The sequence below is a fragment of the Geobacter grbiciae genome (assembly GCF_018531165.1).
Classification (GTDB): Bacteria; Desulfobacterota; Desulfuromonadia; order Geobacterales; family Geobacteraceae; genus Geobacter; species Geobacter metallireducens.
Window position 1 is genome coordinate 64236 of record NZ_JAHDIW010000001.1, and the last position, 18241, is coordinate 82476.

General features: G+C 63.2%; 17 protein-coding genes and 1 riboswitch. Of the genes, 9 read left to right on the forward strand and 8 right to left on the reverse strand.

Translation table 11 applies throughout. From position 1 onward, the window contains the following. Positions 1-4: 4 nt before the first annotated feature. Positions 5-2287 carry a carbamoyltransferase HypF gene (hypF, locus tag KJB29_RS00310; RefSeq protein WP_215732852.1) on the reverse strand — a complete coding sequence of 761 codons (2283 nt, stop codon included), beginning with the start codon at positions 2285-2287 and terminating at the stop codon, positions 5-7. Positions 2288-2303: 16 nt separating this feature from the next. Next, positions 2304-3038: a hydrogenase nickel incorporation protein HypB gene (gene hypB, locus KJB29_RS00315; RefSeq protein WP_215732853.1), complete on the reverse strand. Its 735-nt coding sequence runs from the start codon at positions 3036-3038 to the stop codon at positions 2304-2306. Positions 3039-3248: 210 nt separating this feature from the next. Here hypB and KJB29_RS00320 point away from each other — a divergent pair, with 210 nt between their 5' ends. The 7 genes from KJB29_RS00320 to KJB29_RS00350 all read left to right on the forward strand — a co-directional run bounded on the left by KJB29_RS00320 (position 3249) and on the right by KJB29_RS00350 (position 9407). Beyond that, complete coding sequence (locus tag KJB29_RS00320; RefSeq protein WP_004514126.1) at positions 3249-3584, forward strand: hypothetical protein; 336 nt, start codon at positions 3249-3251, stop codon at positions 3582-3584. Positions 3585-3600: 16 nt separating this feature from the next. After that, the gene (gene pyk / locus KJB29_RS00325; RefSeq protein ID WP_215732854.1) at positions 3601-5043 is read left to right on the forward strand and encodes a pyruvate kinase; all 1443 of its coding nucleotides are present in this window, start codon (positions 3601-3603) and stop codon (positions 5041-5043) included. Between the two features lie 15 nt (positions 5044-5058). Continuing rightward, positions 5059-6183 (forward strand): oxidoreductase, encoded by a 1125-nt coding sequence (locus tag KJB29_RS00330; RefSeq protein ID WP_215732855.1) that lies wholly within the window; start codon positions 5059-5061, stop codon positions 6181-6183. Between the two features lie 86 nt (positions 6184-6269). Next, the gene (locus KJB29_RS00335; RefSeq protein WP_215732856.1) at positions 6270-7565 is read left to right on the forward strand and encodes a putative DNA modification/repair radical SAM protein; all 1296 of its coding nucleotides are present in this window, start codon (positions 6270-6272) and stop codon (positions 7563-7565) included. Further along, entirely contained in the window at positions 7562-8308 is a 747-nt protein-coding gene (locus KJB29_RS00340; RefSeq protein ID WP_215732857.1) for a TIGR03915 family putative DNA repair protein, read from the forward strand. Before KJB29_RS00335 ends, KJB29_RS00340 begins: the two co-directional genes overlap by 4 nt. A gap of 80 nt (positions 8309-8388) precedes the next feature. Beyond that, positions 8389-8676: a DUF2288 domain-containing protein gene (locus KJB29_RS00345; protein WP_215732858.1), complete on the forward strand. Its 288-nt coding sequence runs from the start codon at positions 8389-8391 to the stop codon at positions 8674-8676. A gap of 2 nt (positions 8677-8678) precedes the next feature. Further along, positions 8679-9407 (forward strand): DUF1847 domain-containing protein, encoded by a 729-nt coding sequence (locus tag KJB29_RS00350; RefSeq protein ID WP_215732859.1) that lies wholly within the window; start codon positions 8679-8681, stop codon positions 9405-9407. A gap of 5 nt (positions 9408-9412) precedes the next feature. Here KJB29_RS00350 and KJB29_RS00355 read toward each other — a convergent pair whose 3' ends face one another. The 6 genes from KJB29_RS00355 to KJB29_RS00380 form a co-directional block, all read right to left on the reverse strand. Next, the gene (locus KJB29_RS00355) at positions 9413-10036 is read right to left on the reverse strand and encodes a hypothetical protein (RefSeq protein WP_215732860.1); all 624 of its coding nucleotides are present in this window, start codon (positions 10034-10036) and stop codon (positions 9413-9415) included. A gap of 212 nt (positions 10037-10248) precedes the next feature. Beyond that, a complete protein-coding gene (locus KJB29_RS00360; RefSeq protein WP_215732861.1) occupies positions 10249-11331 on the reverse strand; it encodes a Fic family protein in 1083 nt (360 codons plus the stop codon). 30 nt (positions 11332-11361) lie between these two features. After that, positions 11362-11868 (reverse strand): DUF4297 domain-containing protein, encoded by a 507-nt coding sequence (locus tag KJB29_RS00365; RefSeq protein ID WP_215732862.1) that lies wholly within the window; start codon positions 11866-11868, stop codon positions 11362-11364. After that, positions 11865-13028 carry an ATP-binding protein gene (locus KJB29_RS00370; RefSeq protein ID WP_215732863.1) on the reverse strand — a complete coding sequence of 388 codons (1164 nt, stop codon included), beginning with the start codon at positions 13026-13028 and terminating at the stop codon, positions 11865-11867. The genes KJB29_RS00365 and KJB29_RS00370 overlap by 4 nt, the downstream gene beginning before the upstream one ends. Before the next feature lie 53 nt (positions 13029-13081). Beyond that, positions 13082-15895 carry an excinuclease ABC subunit UvrA gene (gene uvrA / locus KJB29_RS00375; protein ID WP_215732864.1) on the reverse strand — a complete coding sequence of 938 codons (2814 nt, stop codon included), beginning with the start codon at positions 15893-15895 and terminating at the stop codon, positions 13082-13084. A gap of 174 nt (positions 15896-16069) precedes the next feature. After that, a complete protein-coding gene (locus tag KJB29_RS00380; protein WP_215732865.1) occupies positions 16070-16360 on the reverse strand; it encodes a hypothetical protein in 291 nt (96 codons plus the stop codon). Between the two features lie 266 nt (positions 16361-16626). On the opposite strand from KJB29_RS00380, the gene KJB29_RS00385 reads away from it, so the two are divergent. Further along, positions 16627-17277 carry a LexA family protein gene (locus KJB29_RS00385; RefSeq protein WP_215732866.1) on the forward strand — a complete coding sequence of 217 codons (651 nt, stop codon included), beginning with the start codon at positions 16627-16629 and terminating at the stop codon, positions 17275-17277. A 177-nt stretch (positions 17278-17454) separates the two neighbouring features. After that, positions 17455-17531, forward strand: a riboswitch (cyclic di-GMP riboswitch). Positions 17532-17605: 74 nt separating this feature from the next. Then, on the forward strand, positions 17606-18223 hold the full coding sequence (locus tag KJB29_RS00390; RefSeq protein WP_215732867.1) for a YXWGXW repeat-containing protein: 618 nt from the start codon (positions 17606-17608) through the stop codon (positions 18221-18223). Positions 18224-18241 lie beyond the last annotated feature (18 nt).

Sequence of the window (18241 nt, forward strand, 5' to 3'; positions counted from 1 at the left end):
GATCCTATACTCCTTTTCGTGCTGCGTATCCTGCTATAATTGCTTGCCCCAGAGCCAGTCCCCCGTCATTGGGGGGGACAAGCCGGTGGGTATAGGCATGGAAACCCCGGTCTGTCAGGGCCTGAACAATTCCTTCAGCTAGCAGCTTGTTCTGGAAGACGCCCCCGGAGAGGACGACCCGGTCCAGGCCTTCCACAGTGCGAATCTGGGCACAGAGGTCCGTCACCGCCGCGGCAAGGGTATTGTGGAAGGCACGGGCCATCTCCTCCCCCGGCCGGCCGGCGGCCACATCCTCCGCGAGAGCCCGGACCATGAGCCGGAAATCGATCTCGGCACTGCCGTTTTTGCGAACGAGGGCATAGGGGTACAGGGACGCCGTATCGCTCCCTTCGGCCAGGGCCTCCAGTTCCATGGCCGCCTGCCCCTCGAAGGAAACCTCTGCCCGCACCCCCATGAGGGCCGCCACGGCGTCGAAGAGCCGGCCGCAGCTGGAGGTAAGGGGAGAATTGATCCGCCGCTCCAGCATCCGGAGAAAGAGGGGACGGTCCGACTCGACAACATCGGCAAGCCACGGAAGGGAAAGGTCGAAGAACTCGGCGCCGAAAGCGTCGTGGAGATAGGACAACGCCATGCGGATCGGCTCCCGCACCGCGGCGTCGCCGCCGGGAAGGGGAACCTGCCGAAGGTGGCCGGCACGCCGGAAGCCCCAGTATCCCCCCACGAGAAATTCCCCCCCCCAGACCGTGCCGTCCGTGCCGTAGCCGGTGCCGTCGAAGATGACGCCGACCACCTCCCCGTCGAGACCGTTCTCGGCCATGCAGGATGCCAGGTGGGCATGGTGGTGTTGTATCGCCATCCGCCGAATCCCCCCCATCCCCTCGGCAAAGGCCGTGGAGAGGTAGTCGGGGTGGAGGTCGTGGGCCACAAGCTCCGGGGTTATCCCCAGGAGCCCCTGGAGGTGCGCGGTGGTCTCCGCCAGGGAATCGAGGGTGGCGGCATTCTTCAAGTCGCCGATGTGCTGGCTCATGACGGCCCGGTCTCCCCGGGCGAGGCAGATGGTCCCCTTGAGCTCGGCCCCCACGGCGAGGACAGTCGGAATCTCCAGGGGAAGCCGCACCTCCCGGGGCACGTACCCCCGGGAGCGGCGCAGGAAGAGGGGATTACCCCGGAACACCCGGATCACCGAGTCGTCGGTTCGGGTATGGATCTCCCGGTCGTGGACAAGGAACGCGTCGGCGATGTCCGCAAGCCTCTCCCGGGCCTCGGCGTCCCGGTAGGCAATGGGCTCATCGGAGAGGTTGCCGCTCGTCATGACCAGGGCCGTAAAGCGGTCCCGCAGGAGGAGATGGTGGAGCGGCGCGTAGGGGAGCATGGTGCCGAAGTAGCCGTTGGCCGGGGCCGCCAGGGGGGAGACGGGGTTGCCGGGGCGCTTGCGCAGGAGCACGATGGGGTGCTCGGGGGCGGCCAGGAGCCGCTCCTCCACGGCGTCGGGAATGGCAAAGGTCCGCACCGCCGCCAGGTCGGGGGCCATGAGCGCAAAGGGCTTCTCGTCCCGGGCCTTTCGGCGGCGCAACTCCCGCACCGCCCCGTCGTTCAGGGCATCCGCCGCCAGGTGATAGCCGCCGATTCCCTTCACGGCCACGATCTTCCCTTGGGAGAGGAGCCCTGCTGCCTCCTCCACGGGATCCCCTGGCAGGTCCCGGTCGTCGGCATCCACGAGCCTGAGCCGGGGACCGCACTCCGGACAGGCCACCGGCTGGGCATGGAAGCGGCGGTTCCGGGGGTCCTCGTACTCGGTCCGGCAGGCATCGCAGAGGGGGAAGGGGGCCATGGTGGTGTTGGGGCGGTCGTAGGGGACAGCGGTGATGAGGGAGTAGCGGGGGCCGCAGTTGGTGCAGGTGATGAAGGGATAGCGATGGCGGCGGTCGGCCGGATCGAAGAGCTCATGGAGGCAGTCAGGGCAGACGTCGCCGTCCGGGGCCACCCGCACCGGCCCGGCGCTCCCCTCGCTGTAACGGATGGCGAAGGCGGTCCCCCCTTGCGGCGGGATCTCTTCGGTTGCAAGCGAAACGATGACCGCCAGAGGGGGGGCTTTCCCCGTGAGGTCAGCCATGAAGGAGGCGAGGCGCCGGGCATCCCCTTCCGCCTCAACGACAACTCCCGCCGTGGTGTTCCGCACCCATCCGGCAATGCCGTGGTGCTCCGCGAGGCGGAAGACGAAGGGGCGGAAGCCGACCCCCTGGACAATCCCCTCAATGGTTATCCTGGTGCGCCTGGCATCGGTCATGGGACGAAACGCGGCGTTATCCCTTCACGGCGGCGATACGGCCGGCAAGCCAGCCGTACCAGGCGTCCATCCCCTCTCCGGTGCGGCTGGAAATCTCGTAGATGGTGATGTCGGGGCTCACGCGGCGGGCCATTTCCTTGCACTTCTCCACGTCGAAGTCCACGTAGGGGAGGAGATCCACCTTGTTGAGAAGCATCACGTCGGCAGCATGGAACATGTTCGGGTACTTGAGGGGCTTGTCCTCCCCTTCGGTCACCGACAGGACCACCACCTTGTGGTGCTCCCCCAGGTCAAAGGAGGCGGGGCAGACCAGGTTCCCCACGTTCTCCACCAGAAGGAGATCGAGGGCGGCCAGGTCGAATTCCTCAACGGCGTGGCCCACCATGTGGGCGTCCAGGTGGCACCCGGCGCCGGTATTGATCTGCTTCACCGGCACGCCGGTGGCGGCGATGCGGACAGCGTCGTTGTCGGTCTGCTGGTCCCCCTCGATGACGGCGCAGCGGTACCTGCCGGCCAGGTCCTTCAGGGTCCGCTCAAGGGTGGTGGTCTTCCCCGAACCGGGCGAGCTCACGAGATTGAGGGCGAAAATCCCCTTGGCGGCGAAGAGTGCCCGGTTCTCGGCGGCAAAACGGTTGTTGCGGGAGAGGATGTCCAGTTCGACAGCGATCTTGCGGGCGTTTTTCCCTTCGCCGTGAAGGTGATGATGATCGTGGTGATGGGTATCGGTTTCGCAACCGCAGGTGGTGCACATGATCGAGACTGCCTCCTGTCCATGGCGGCTTCATGATATAAAACATCTTTTCTCTCAGCTAGTTACCGACGAGCCTATAGTATTCGGGCTGAAAGGTCAAGCATCGGCTCCAGACGCAGTTTTGAGACGCTGCCGGCTTGTTTTAGTCACGCTTTGTGCTATCATTATCACCACTCATTTGCGGCATTTCCCTTCACGGAGTACGATCACATGCGCACAGCTCCCCCTCTCCTCGTTGCCCTGACAGCCATTCTGACCACCGGATGCGCCATGCTCACGTCATGGAAGAGCATTCCCCCTCCTGGCGGCTGCGACCAGTGCCACACGATCCCCATCAGCGCCAACTGGCAGGTGGCCTACCAGCCGGCGATCCTTTCCGACGAGCGCGACCGCCCCTACTTCCAGACCGAAGGGTATACCATGCCCCAGCCCGCCAAGCCGGCCTCCCCCCTGGACATCCGGAAGGTGGACGAGCTCCCCTGCTTCGAGTGCCACAAATCCCCCACCCCGGCCCACAAGGGGCGGGTCGGGAAATTCCATCACTGAGGGAACCATCGTTTCCATGGATAAATCGTCGCGCAAAACCAAGATCGTAGCCACCCTCGGGCCGGCCAGCTCCTCATCAGAGATGATCGGCAAGCTCATGGAGGCAGGGGCAGACCTCTTCCGCCTCAACTTCTCCCACGGGGCCAACGACCAGCGCCGGGAGACCATTGCCACCATCCGGCGCCTTTCTGCCGCCCGGGGAAAGGAGATCGGTATCCTGGCCGACCTCCAAGGGCCGAAGATCAGGACCGGCCGCATGGAGAACGGCGCCATCTCCCTGCGCAAGGGAGACCCCCTCGACATCGTCACCGATGAGGTCCTCGGCACCCCGACCCTCATCTCCACCATCTACAAGGCCCTCCCCCATGACGTGAAACCCGGCTCCCGCATTCTCATGGACGACGGCCTCATCGAGCTGAAGGTCCATTCGGTGGAGGGAAACCGGGTCCGCTGCACCGTGGTGGAGGGGGGAACCCTCAAGGACCTGAAGGGGATCAACCTCCCCGGAGTCCATGTCTCGGCCCCCTCCCTCTCGGAGAAGGATCTGCGGGACCTGGAGTTCTGCCTGGCCGTGGGGGTGGACTACATCGCCCTCTCCTTTGTCCGGAGCGCCGAGGACGTGGAGGGGCTCAAGCGGATCCTCTTCGAGCGCGGCATCCACATCCCCGTGGTGGCCAAGATCGAGAAGCCCGAGGCCCTGCGCAACTTCAAGAGCATCCTCAAGGCGGCCGACGGTGTCATGGTGGCCCGGGGCGACCTGGGTGTTGAGATCAGCGCCGAGAAGGTCCCCCTCTTCCAGAAAAAAATCATCCGAGCCTGCAACGAGGCGGGGAAGCCGGTTATCACCGCCACCCAGATGCTGGAATCGATGATCAGCCACCCGCGCCCCACTCGGGCCGAGACCTCCGACGTGGCCAACGCCATCCTTGACGGGACCGACGCGGTCATGCTCTCGGGGGAGACCGCCTCGGGGCAGTTCCCCCTGGAAGCGGTGCGGACCATGGCCAAGGTGGCCCTGGATGTGGAGCGCTACGCTCAGATGGAGGACACCCTCCCCCAGCGGCGCCACAACCCGAGCATCGCCGAGGCGGTGGCCGAGGCCGCCTGCCGCGCCGCCGTCACCGTGGACGCCCGGGCCATCTCGGTCATGACCCAGTCGGGGAGCACCGCCGCCCTCATCTCCAAGTTCCGGCCGCCGCTCCCCATCATCGCCTTTACCCAGTCCCTGGAGACCCGGCGGCGCCTCTCCCTCTACTGGGGGGTGAAGCCGCTCCCCATTGGCCCCATGACCGGCACCGACGAGCAGATCGCGGCCGTGGAATCGACGTTCCTCTCGGCGGGGTACCGCAAGGGAGACGTGATCGTCATAACCATGGGGGTGCCGGTGGAGGCCCGAGGTTCCACGAACCTTATGAAGGTCCACAAACTGGGGACGGGGAAGTTTTTCGAGATTTTCTGACGGAGGTTTGATTCAATGCGCAAGGTGTTCGACGAGACAAAGATCAACCACCTGACACTCCGCAACCGGCTGGTCCGCTCCGCCACCTGGGAGGGGATGTGCCGGGCCGGGGGACATCCCACGGAGAAGCTGGCCGCCTACTACGGGACCCTGGCCCGGGGCGGGGTGGGGCTCATCATCTCCGGCTACGCCTTCGTCCGTCCCGACGGAAAGCAGCTTCCCGGACAGCTGGGAATCCACGAGGACTCCTTTGCCCCCGAGGCACGGCTCCTGACCGAGGCGGTCCACCGGGAGGGGGGTAAAATCTGCCTCCAGCTAGTCCACTGCGGCGGCCAGACCACGGCCAGGGCGGCCGGCGCTCAGCCCGTGGCCCCTTCCGCCGTGCAAATCGATCAGTACCCGGAGCTTCCCCGTGAACTCCCCGAGGCCGAGATCGCGGATCTGGTGGAAGCCTTCGCCGCCGGCGCCGTCCGGGCCCGGGAGTGGGGCTTCGACGCGGTCCAGCTCCATGCCGCCCACGGCTACCTCATCAACCAGTTCCTCTCCCCCCTCACCAACCGCCGCACCGACCGCTACGGCGGCTCCCTGGAGAACCGGTGCCGCTTTCTCCTGGAGATTTCCCATGCTGTACGTGCCGCCGTGGGGAAGGATTTCCCGGTCATGGTGAAACTCAACGGCTCCGACAACCTGAACGGGGGACTCAACCTGGAGGAGGCGGTTCTGGTGGCCCGGATGCTGGATGAGGAGGGGATCGACGCCATCGAGGTCTCCGGCGGCACACCGGCCTCGGGCGGACAGACCCCGGTCCGCCAGGGGATCGAGACCCGGGAGCAGGAGGCCTACAACCTCCCCCTCGCCTACCGGATCAAACAGGTGGTCTCCTGCCCCGTCATGGTGGTGGGGGGGTTCCGCACCTTCGAGCTGGTGGAAGGGGTCATCCGCCGGGAAGAGGCCGACTTTGTCTCCCTTTCCCGCCCCCTCATCCGGGAGCCCAACCTCCCCCGCCGCTGGGAGGAGGGGGACGAGAGCCGGGCCCGCTGCATCTCCTGCAACGGCTGCTTCAAGCCGGGGATGAAGGAGGGGGGAATCTACTGCGTGGTGGACAAGGTGGAGCGGGAGAGCCGGGTTTTTTCCCTCTGAGGCGATACATTAGCGACACATTCCGTCACAGGCCCGGGGTAGGATTGCCCGGGCCTTGATTATTCTGACGGGAAACAGTGAGCACCATGCCCGAACTCAGCCTTGCCGAAAAACTCGAAATCCTCGCCGACGGCGCCAAGTACGATGTCTCCTGCGCATCGAGCGGCAGCTCGCGCCGTAACAAAGGGGGGATCGGCAACGCCGCCCAGTGCGGCATCTGCCACAGCTGGACCGCCGACGGCCGCTGCGTGTCGCTCCTGAAAATCCTCCTGACCAACGCCTGCATCTACGACTGCGCCTACTGCGTGAACCGCCGCTCCAACGATACCCGCCGGGTGCTCCTCACCCCTGCCGAGGTGGCGGAGCTCACCATCGGCTTCTACCGCAGAAACGCCATCGAGGGGCTCTTCCTCTCCACCGGCGTGGTGAAGGATCCGGACCACACCATGGAGCTCCTCATCGAGGCGACCCGCATCCTGCGGGAGGAGCACCGCTTCAACGGCTACATCCACGTAAAGGTGGTCCCCGGCGCCGATCTCCTGCTGGTGGAGCGGCTGGGGCGCCTGGCGGACCGGGTGAGCATCAACATGGAGCTGCCGAGCCGGGAGAGCCTGCAGCTCCTGGCACCGGACAAAAGCCGCGAGGCCATCGTCGCACCCATGAAACGGGTGGGGGAGCTCATCGTCCAGACCAAGGAGGAGCGGAAAGTATCCCGGAAGATCCCTCCCTTTGCCCCGGCGGGGCAGAGCACCCAGCTCATCATCGGCGCCAGCGGGGAGAGCGACCTGCAGATCGTATCGCTGGCCGCCGGGCTCTATGGGCGCCTCTCCATGAAGCGGGTCTACTACTCGGCCTTCATTCCGGTGAACACCGACACGCGCCTTCCCTCCGTGGTCGGCACCCCGCCCCTGGTGCGGGAGCACCGCCTCTACCAGGCCGACTGGCTCATGCGCTACTACGGTTTCGCCGCCGGGGAGCTCCTGGACGAGGCGCGCCCCAACCTGGACCTCTCCCTGGACCCCAAGGCGGGATGGGCCCTGCGGAACCTCCACCTCTTCCCCGTGGAGGTGAACCGGGCCCCCCTGGAACTCCTCCTGCGGGTTCCGGGGATTGGGGTCCGGTCGGCCCAGCGGATCGTCGGGGCACGGCGAGGGGGGCACCTCTCCCTGGACGATCTGGCCCGGCTCGGGGTGGTCATGAAGCGGGCCCGCTTCTTCGTCACCGCCCGGGGGCGGTTCGGAGCCGACATAACCCCGGACGCGGCGGGGCTCCGGGCCCGGCTCACGGAGCGGACTACCCCCCGGAACCGCTGGAGCCAGCCCTCCCTCTTCGACGGCGCCAGCGCACTCGACATCCAGTCAACCATCACGGGGGAGCTGTGATCCTCCGCTACGACGGCACCTTTGCGGGCTTTCTCTCCGCCGTGGCCCTGGCACGGGTGCGGGGCGCCGAGCCCGAGGCCATCACCGACCGGGAGCCGGACCAGCAGGGGCTCTTCACGGCAGTTGAGGAGGTGGAGACGGATCGGGACCGAGCAGAAGAGCTCTACCAGCTCATCCGCCGCACCCTCCCCGCCGGGGCCGTGCAGACCCTCCGCTACGCCTTCCACGCCGGGGAACCGGGTCGGGAAATCCTCCTCTTCCGCTACCTGCAACTGGGGCTGGCAACGGGGCCCCGGTTCGGCGCCATGCTGGCCCACGAGGCGGTCATCCCGGTCTGGAAGCTGGCCCGGGCAGTGGGGCGCGAGGCCCACCGCTACAAGGGGCTTGTCCGCTTCCGGCAACTGGAGGGGGATGTCTGGTACGCCGCCATGGAGCCCGATCACCGGATCCTCCCCCTCATCGCTCCCCACTTCGCGGCCCGGTTCGCCGACCAGCGCTGGATCATCCACGACCGACGGCGGAACGAGGCGGTGGTCTTCGACCCTGCCCGCCGTGAGTGGGCCGAGACGCCCCTGGAGGTGACCGGCCCCCTCCCCCTCTCCGCCGGAGAGGAGCTCTTCCGGGATCTCTGGCAGCGCTACTTCGACCGCCTTGCCATCGCGGAGCGCCACAATCCGAAGCTCCAGCGGCAAAACCTCCCCCTGAAGCACCGCCGGCACCTGCCGGAGTTCGAGCGGGAGTGAACTGAACGCTCCCATCTGGATTTTTCCCGCAATGCTGGTATTCTGTCGGAGTCGCGAAAACGAAGTGAAGGAGACAATGCGTGAAACCAACAAAGGAAGAACTGGCCCTTCAGGTGGACGTGGCGGAGTGGAACTGGCTCCGGGCCCATCTGGAGCGGGGGGGCCTGATCGTTGTGGCCCCTGAGCTGGAAATAGCAGAGGTGGGGGAGCGGATCGCCAGGGACGACACGGCGACCGTGGGGGCATGGATCGAAACCGGCAAGCTGTCTAAGCCGAGCGAAGGGCAGATCGCCGCCTGGGACGCCGACAAGGCCGCCCGCTTCAGCGCCCTCATCATCAGCCCCTATGTCCTCATGAAGGAGCACTGACCATGGCCGATAACGAAACGATACCCTCCTGCGCCAACTGCAGCGCAGTCTGGCAGAAGAGCGGCACCACCAACTGCTGGAGCAGCCCGGACAACCGCCCCGGCCGGCCGGTCAACTGCCCGTCCCGGACTGCTCCTGACCTCATCGACGAGAGCTTTGCCGAGTACCGGGGCGACGGGGAGGATGCGCGCCTTGCCCGCATGGCGGCGAAAGTTGAGGGGCTCTGCTACCAGAAGATGCCCGGCAGCGAGGCTGTGGTGGCCCGCTGGACCCGGGTGGAGGACACCATCGCCCTGGCGAAGCTCATGGGGTGGACGAAGATCGGCATCGCCACCTGCATCGGCCTCCTGGAGGAAACGAAGCAGCTCGTCACCATCCTGGAGGCCCAGGGGCTGGAACCGGCCAGCGTCTGCTGCAAATCGGGGAGCATCGACAAGCTGGAACTGGGGCTGGAGGAGAGCGACAAGGTCCGCCCCGGCACCTTCGAGCCGGCCTGCAACCCCATCGCCCAGGCAGAGATACTGAACCGCTGCGGCACCCAGATGAACATCATCGTCGGCCTCTGCGTAGGGCACGACATGCTCTTCACCAAGCACTCGAAGGCACCGGTCACGACGCTGGTCTGCAAGGACCGGGTCACGGGCCATAACCCCGCCGCGGTTCTCTATGGGCAGAACTTTTACTTCAAGCGGCTCCAGAAAATACCGGTGGTTGTGCCGGAAGGGGCATAGGCGCCTTACCCCTCATAACCGCAGACTCCGCAACGGGGTGAGTTCGTCACCGACAGGAGCATCCCCTCGTCGCACTCGTGGCTTTCGGCGCATTCCGCGCAGAGCCATCCTTCGCCATCCCAAGCGCAGACCGGACAGATATATGCGGCCGGTTTGCCGCAACCGTCACAGGCAAGCTCCGGCGGGACATTTCGGGCGATGAGCTTGATTTTTTCCCGCCCCGGCAGTTTGCCGGCAGTCACGGCTTCGCCGAAGGTGATTGCCAGCTCAGTGGTATCGCCGAAGTCATATTCGTACGCCAGCTTTTCCCCTTCATCGAAGGCACCAGTACGGGTGCTCTTGGGGATCTCCATCCGACCGCTCCGGAAGGCGCTCATATGGCCGCAGCACTCTACCCAGGTTCGGCGCAGGAAATTGTCCAAGTCTTTCAGGGTGCACTCCGCGGGCACTGCCGCATAAAGCCAGTAGGTGGCACCGCTAATCCCCGAACCTTCCGCCTTTACGATGAGGTACTCCGTCTTCCCTTTCGCTTTGGCAAGGCAGGCGGCAAGGTGCTTTGCGGCGGATGTCCTTTTCAGATCAGCACGGCAGAGCAGACAACTACCGGGGAGTGATGGTTTGCGGGGCATAGGAACTCCTTTTGTGTTCCGGATGGTCAGCTTGGATATGTCGGTACAATCGACATGTTGTATTGATATGTCAAAATATCATCTTTTTTCGACATATCTTCAGGATATGTCCCTTGCGTACCCATATTCCGGAGACATGGGTAAGTTTTCCGATTTAGTACCCATGTCACAGAACCCAATAGCGGTACTACAACCATTTAATGCGGTAAAAACTACCCCTCCATTACCACATTAAACCTATTCGTTACAGCTTTAAGCTTGCGCCACTTGGCATACTTGCCCTTGCTCAAATTCTCTATCTTCCCTTCATTTCTAAGCGTTACCAGCACATGCCGAATCAGGTCCCGACTGACCATCGGACAGGCTCGCTCCAGGTCAGAGATACCGAAATCGGCGACCATCCCCTCGATGGCATTAAGCACCATGTCAGTCTTGCTCCCCGCGCCGCTGGAAATCCGGCCGAAGCGCCCCTCGAATTCCCGGTAGGCGGCCAGGATCGTGCCGAGCAGATATTCCGTCCAGGGGAGGAAATCGTGTTCGCCATTGTGCCAGCCCTGCGATGAGACATAGAGGGTGTCGTAATACGATTCCTTGGTCTGCTCGACGATCCGCTCAAGGCTGAGGTAGCGCCCCACCTCGTAGCCATTGTGGTAGAGGAGCAGGACCGTCAGCAGCCGAGCCATGCGGCCATTGCCGTCAAGGAAAGGGTGGATGCAAAGGAAATCGAGCACATAGAAGGGGATGAGCAGCAGAGGGTCCCACTCCTGCATCCTGGCCAGCTCGTTGTACCGCTCGTGAAGAACCCGCATGTACTCCGCAGTCTGGTGCGGCGCAACCGGCACAAAGCGGATATGCTTGCTACCGTCAGGGAGGGTCTCGGTGATCTCGTTGGAAGATGACTTCCACCTTCCCCCTTCCTTTCCCGAATACTTCATCAGGTCCCGGTGCAACTGTAGGACGACGCCGTCGGTGAAGGGAATATGGTCGTAGCTTGCGTGGATGGTGTTGAGCACGTCGCGGTATCCGGCGATCTCGGACTCCGAGCGGTTAGCCGGAGCAGTTTTCTCGGCTACCAGCGCCCGGATGCGCTTCTCGTCGGCAACGATCCCCTCCAGACGGTTGGAAGATTCGGTGCTCTCGATCAGCGCCACGCGCCGAAGATTCTCCAGCATCTCCGGGGCTTGCTGTTTGTAAAGCTCCTGTTTCCCCTTGTGTTCGCCGATCTGGCGGATGACGGTGACAAGGCGCTGGGGAATGACGATCTTATTGAGATAGGCTGGGGCGAATGATTTCATGGTCAGTGCTCCCGGAGTTTATGGATCAGCTCACTGATAAGCATCGTTGCGCTCACCTTCATGAGTACTGCTTGCAGGATAAGTCGAACGCGTAGTGTTTGGTCTACATCCGCTCATGTTCCTGAATAATCTTGTCGGTGCCATATAGCCCCAATGTGAGCATTCTGTCGAAAGTTCTGTTGCAGGTGTTTCAGAGACAAAAAAGAACTTGGAATTGTCTGATTCTGAAAGCTTCACCAAGGCAGTTGTCAGCACTCCTTCCTTCTCAAGACGCCCTATGGTCCAGTTCCCTTGACTATTCTGCCGCTTGGCTTGATACCACTCCTTTTGCCCATTACTGGACGTCCAGAACTCAACACCGTAATTTGTCGGATCGATGAACTCGAACTGGAGGACATCGGCATCACCAAGGAGCACCTCGAAAAGCTTCTTTACCGCCCATTTTGCCTCGAAACGATCGCCAAGTTTACCTGCAATGCCGCCGGGAAAAGGGTAGGCACGGGAGGCGCGATTCCAGTCGCGAGGGATATCGTTCATAGTGACTCACCCAACACCAATGAATGGTTTCCCGCGCACAACTCCGCAAACGGCACCACCTCCACCCCCTCCGACAGGGGATAGCGACGGCCCCCCGGATAGAGTACCAACAGCCGATCGAGCCGCAGATCCTCCAGGGCAGTCCTCATGGAGGGAGTAAGTCGGGGGGCGTCGGCCCGCTTGATTTCGACGCCGATGCGGCGTCCGTCCTTGAACATCAGCAGGTCAAGCTCCGCCCCGGCATGGGTGGCCCAGAAGTAGATCTCATCGGGCTGAACCCGCGTGATAATCTCTTCGATGATATAACCTTCCCACGAAGCGCCGCATTTCGGATGGGACAGAAGCTCCGGCATGGTTCGGATGCCCAGCAACTGGTGCAGGAGGCCGCTGTCACGGATATAGATCTTGGGGGACTTGACCTGGCGCTTTTTCAAGTTTTCGTGCCACGGCTGAAGCTGCCGGATCATGAAAACCCCTTCGAGGAGGTCCAGATAGCGGCGTATCGATGTTTCACCAATGCCGAGGGAGCGTGCCGGTTCAGCGGCATTCCAGACCTGTCCGTGATAGTGGGCAAGCATGGTCCAGAACCGGAGAAGTGTTGCGGCGGGTGTGCGGATGCCGAAGGAGGGAATATCCCGTTCCAGAAACGTCTGGATGAAATTCTTACGCCATACCACACTGTCTGCGTCGCTATCAGCCAGGAAGGCAAGGGGGAAACCTCCCCGCAGCCAGTGGACGTCGTGGGCTGTCATCCCCACATCCCTGATGGTGAAACCACCGATGGTGTTCGTTTCAATCCGCCCCGCCAAGGATTCCGATGACTGGCGAAGCAGGTCGGGTGAAGCGCTCCCCAGGATGAGGAAACGGGCCGGTAGCGGGGTTCGGTCCGCAAGCACCCGCAATACCGGAAACAGCTCGGGGCGGCGTTGCACTTCATCGATGACGACGATACCCCGCAGATCACGTAGGGTGGTCATCGGTTCGTCGAGACGGGCAAGGCTCAGGGGATCTTCAAGATCAAAGTAGTTTAGCGAGTCAGGCGAAACAAAGGTGCGGGCAAGGGTGGTCTTGCCGCACTGGCGGGGGCCGAGAAGCGCCACGACGCGGCTTCTTTCGAGGGCAGCTGCAAGGGCATCATGGGTTGCATGGCGGGAAATCATGAATGGATATTACCTTGAAAATCCACCGTGTCAAGGAGGATTTTCAAGGTAACTCAGAGCAACTTCCGCAGATACTGCCCCGTGTACGACCTCGTCACCGCCGCCACCTCCTCCGGCGTACCGGTGGCCATGACCTCGCCGCCGCGGTCGCCCCCCTCGGGGCCGAGATCGATGAGGTAATCGGCGGTCTTGATGACGTCGAGGTTGTGCTCGATGATGACGATGGTGTTCCCCCCCTCCACAAGCTTCCTGAGCACTTCCAGCAACTTGGCAATATCGTGGAAGTGGAGGCCCGTGGTGGGCTCGTCGAGAATGTAGATGGTGCGCCCAGTGGCACGGCGGGCCAGCTCCTTGGCCAGCTTCACCCGCTGGGCCTCGCCGCCGGACAACGTCGTGGCCGCCTGGCCGAGGCGGATGTAGCCGAGCCCCACCTCCTCCAGGGTCTGGAGCTTGGTCTTGATCTTCGGGATGTTCTCCAGGAACCGGAGGGCCTCGGAGACGGTCATGTCCAGGACCTGGGCGATGGATTTCCCCTTGTAAGTCACCTCCAGGGTCTCGCGGTTGTAGCGGGCCCCCTTGCAGACCTCGCACTGGACGTAAACATCGGGGAGGAAGTGCATCTCGATCTTTATGATCCCGTCCCCGGAGCACGCCTCACACCTTCCCCCCTTCACGTTGAAGGAGTAGCGCCCCGGTTTGTAGCCCCGCACCTTGGATTCAGGGAGCTGGGCGAAGAGGTCGCGGATGTCGGCGAAGACCCCGGTGTAGGTGGCGGGGTTGGAGCGCGGCGTGCGGCCGATGGGGGATTGGTCGATGTTGATGACCTTATCTAGGGCCTCCAGCCCCCGGATCTCTTTCACCGCGCCGGCCTTCTCGCGGCTCCGGTAGAGGCGCTGCCCCAGGACCTTGTAGAGGGTATCGATGATCAGGGTCGATTTTCCCGAACCGGAGACGCCGGTGACGCAGGTCATGACACCGAGGGGAATGTCCACGGAGACATCCTTCAGGTTGTTCTCCGTGGCCCCTTTCACGGTGATGAAGCGCTTCGGTTTTCTCCGCTTCTTCGGCACCGCGATGGCGAGCTCCCCCGAGAGGTAGCGGCCGGTGAGGGAATCGGGGTTCGCCATGATCTCCGCCGGGGTCCCCTGGGCCACCACGCGGCCGCCGTGCTCGCCGGCGCCGGGCCCCATGTCGAGGACGTGGTCCGCCTCCAGGATCGTCTCCTCGTCGTGCTCCACCACGAGCACCGTGTTGCCGATGTCCCGCATGTGCTTCAAGGTCTGGAGCAGTCGGCCGTTGTCCCGCTGGTGGAGGCCGATGGAGGGCTCGTCCAGGATGTAGAGGACCCCCACGAGGCTGGAGCCGATCTGGGTGGCAAGCCGGATCCGCTGCCCCTCGCCGCCGGACAGCGTCCCCGAGGCCCGGTCCAGGGAGAGGTAGTCGAGCCCCACGTTCACGAGGAAATTGAGCCGCTCCCGGATCTCCTTCAATATCCGGCGGGCAATTTCCTCCTCCTTGGGGGTCAGGGCCAGGGCGGCGAAAAACTCCAGGGCATCCTTGATGGAGAGGGCGGTCACCTGCCGGATGTCGCGCCCCGCCACCTTCACGTGTAGCGCCTCCTTTTTGAGCCGCGCCCCTTTGCAGGTGGGGCACGGCATCACGTTCATGTAGCGCTCCAACTCCTCGTGGACCTGCTCCGAGTCGCTCTCCCGATAGCGCCGCTCCAGGTTCGGGATCACCCCCTCGAACTCCTTGGTGTAGGTGTGGCGGCGGCCACCGTCCTCCTCCCACCAGAATTCGATTTTCCGGCCGCCGGAGCCCCGGAGGATCACCTCCTGAACCTTCTGCGGCAGTTCCCTGAACGGGGTCTGGATGTCGAAGTCATAGGCCTTGGCCAGGGCGTCGAGGGTCATGTGGTACCAGCCGGAGAGCCGCTTCTCCCACGGGACGATGGCCCCGTCGCGGATGGAGAGGTCGGGGTTCGGCACCACCAGTTCCTCGTCGAAATACATCCGCGTGCCGAGGCCAGTGCAGTCGGAGCAGGCGCCGTAGGGGTTGTTGAAGGAGAACATCCGGGGGGTCATCTCGGGGTAGGAGATCCCGCAGTCGATGCAGGCCAGGGCCTCGGAGAAGAGGATGGTCTCGCCGTCAATGACCTGCACCTTCACCACCCCTTCGGCATGGTTCAGGGCCGTTTCCAGGGAGTCGGCCAGGCGCCGCTCGATCCCCGGCTTCACGATGAGCCGGTCCACCACGATGTCGATGTCGTGCTTTTTGTTCTTGTCGAGGGGGATCTCCTCGGCCAGCTCGTACTGGACCCCGTCCACGATGACCCGGGCGAAACCATCCTTGCGGAGCTGGGCCAGCTCCTTCCGGTACTCACCCTTGCGGCCGCGTACCATGGGGGAGAGGAGTTGGAGCTTGGTCCCCGCCGCCATGGCCATGATCTGGTCCACCATCTGGGAGACGGTCTGGGAGGCTATCTCCTTCCCGCATTCATAGCAGTAAGGGCGGCCGACCCGGGCGAAGAGGAGCCGGAGGTAGTCGTAGATCTCGGTGACGGTGCCGACGGTGGAGCGGGGATTGCGGCTCGTGGTCTTCTGCTCGATGGAGATGGCGGGGGAGAGCCCTTCGATGGACTCCACGTCGGGCTTTTCCATCTGCTCCAGGAACTGGCGGGCATAGGCCGAGAGGGATTCCACGTAGCGGCGCTGCCCCTCGGCGTAGATGGTGTCGAAGGCCAGGGTCGATTTCCCCGAGCCGGAGATGCCGGTGATGACGACGAGCTTGTCCCGGGGGATCTCCACGTCGATGCATTTGAGGTTGTGCTCGCAGGCGCCTTTGACGATGATGGTGTCGTGTGCCATGGGGGTTCGGTTCCTTCGGTGTGCGGTGATTAGGTCCGGAGACGTCCGGCAAAAAAGATACTATAGCACGGAACAGAATAAAAAAAGGGCCGACCCTTCGGCCGACCCCATGGCATAACAGCGAAATTGTTGAGACGCGCGATGACGCTCCCCCGCTGACCGGAGCGATGCCGGTCAGTTGGGGCGGTTCTCCCAGATCTGCCGGGTGAGCTCCTCGGCCCAGGCCGCGACCTCTTCCGGCGACCCGACAAAGAGCCCCTCTCCCCCCTCTCGTCGCACGTGGGCATTGAACCGATCCAGTGTCACCATGAGATGGGCCAGGGTTTTCATGCTCCCCTCGCCGCCATCCTCCGGCAGCACATGGTCGAAACAGGCATTCAGAAGATCATCGGCAAGCTGTCCTCCCCGGGCATCCCCCGCAAGAAGCTGTGAAACCTCGCAAAACCGTCCGTGAACCCCTTTCATGGCGTCCTCCCCGCCCGCCTGCTGCGGGCCTTCCTTTTTCCTCCATTGACGGAGGAGGTCACTATCTCCCAGCAATTTAGCCTTGCCCCACCCGGCACACCATGATAGGCTTCAAATTAAGCCCATTTTTCCTTAAAACCTCTTCTCCCGTGGGCCGGCAAAGGGGATACTTTTATTTCCTTGGTAATTTTATTATTATTCCAAAGAAATATATTGTCAACGAAAATTTTTCATCCAGAAATATTTTTATATCGGAGAGATATTCTATGGCTATTTCCCCCATCGTCCCGACACCATCCACGGGGAGACGGATCAAGGAAATCCGGATAAACAAAGGACTGACCCAGAAGGAGTTTGCCGACTCCCTCGGGATCGTGCAGGGATTCCTCAGCGGCATCGAGCGGGAGAAGAAGACCCCTTCGGACACCCTCCTGATCGCCCTCTGTAATCTCTATGAAATAAGCCCGTCATGGCTCGCCTCGGGAGAGGGAGAAATGTACCGGACGCCGCGCCGCGCCAGGCAGCCCGCAACTTCTCCCGGTGGCGAAGGAATCCCGCTCCTGGAGCGGATAGGGCCAGAGTTTCCCCACCGGGTCGGGGAGGATGACATCCGTGATCGCGTGGCCCTGCCGGAGGTCAGCGAGGGATGCTACGCCATCGTCGCCTACGGTGATTTCATGGCCCCTACCATCCGGGACGGCGACCTGGTGATCTTCAGGCCCGGGGAAGAACCCCAGAACGGCGAAGTGGTCCTGGTGACCAACCGGTGGGGCGAGGCGATCCTGCGGCGGTATCGGGTCAGGAACGGCGATATCGTCTACTCCCCCGACAACGCCACCTACTCCCCCTTCACCCCCGCCCCGGAGACGCGGATCATCGGCACCGTGGCGGAGGTGTGGCGCAAGGTGAAGCTATAGGCGCTTTTTACCCCAAATGGGGCAGTCGTTCCCAGATTTCAGGTGGAACCCCTCTTCCCCGTCAATCCGGCCATCCCGGAATTCCTCAGAAACAACGGCACGTTATTCCCTTTGGTCGTGTGTTGGCACGCTCTCTGCTCTTTCCAGGGCAAGACCAACAACCGCATAGCCGCCGATAGACGATAATACTAAACCATCCGCGAGGGTGGGACGGAAAGCCTACAGGGTCTCCCCGAGACAGCCGGGTCGCCGAAATATCTCAACAGGATATGCCGGCCCCGGCTTTTTTCATGACCGAAAGGGGCGTACCATGAAAGGAGGAAACACCATGACCAGCAAAATTATCGCATCTATCGCCTGCCTCGCCGCCCTGACAGGAACGGCCCACGCCGGAAACGTCGACTTCAGCATCGGGATCAACCTGGGGAACAGGCCCGTGGCGGTGTACGAACCGGTCTACGCCCCCGCCCCGCCGGTCCGCTATGAGCCGGTTTACGCACCTGCTCCTCGGCCTGTCTACGTGCCGGCCCCGCCACCGGTGGTAATCGCCGAGCCTCCCGAATTCGTCCTCTCTCCTTCACTCGGTTTCTACGTCGCCATGGACACACCCTACGACCTCTTCTATGCGGGAAACCGCTACTACCTGAGCCGCAACGGCGTCTGGTACAACGGCGCCTCGTACCAGGGACCGTGGGCCACGGTGACGTACCGCTCCCTGCCCCGTGAGCTGAGGCGCTACCCGGTGGCAACGATCCGCTACCAGCGGGACCGGGATTACCGCCGCTGGTGCGATGACGACCATGACCAGTGGCGCAGCTTCCGTCCTGAGAGGGAACGGCGCGAAATCCGGCAAGATGAGAAGGCACGGTGGAGGGAAGCGAAGTGGCGGGAGAAGGAGTGGCGCAAGCACGGCCGCGACCGCTGGGATGATGACGACAGGGACTGAGGGCGAATAACACAGAGC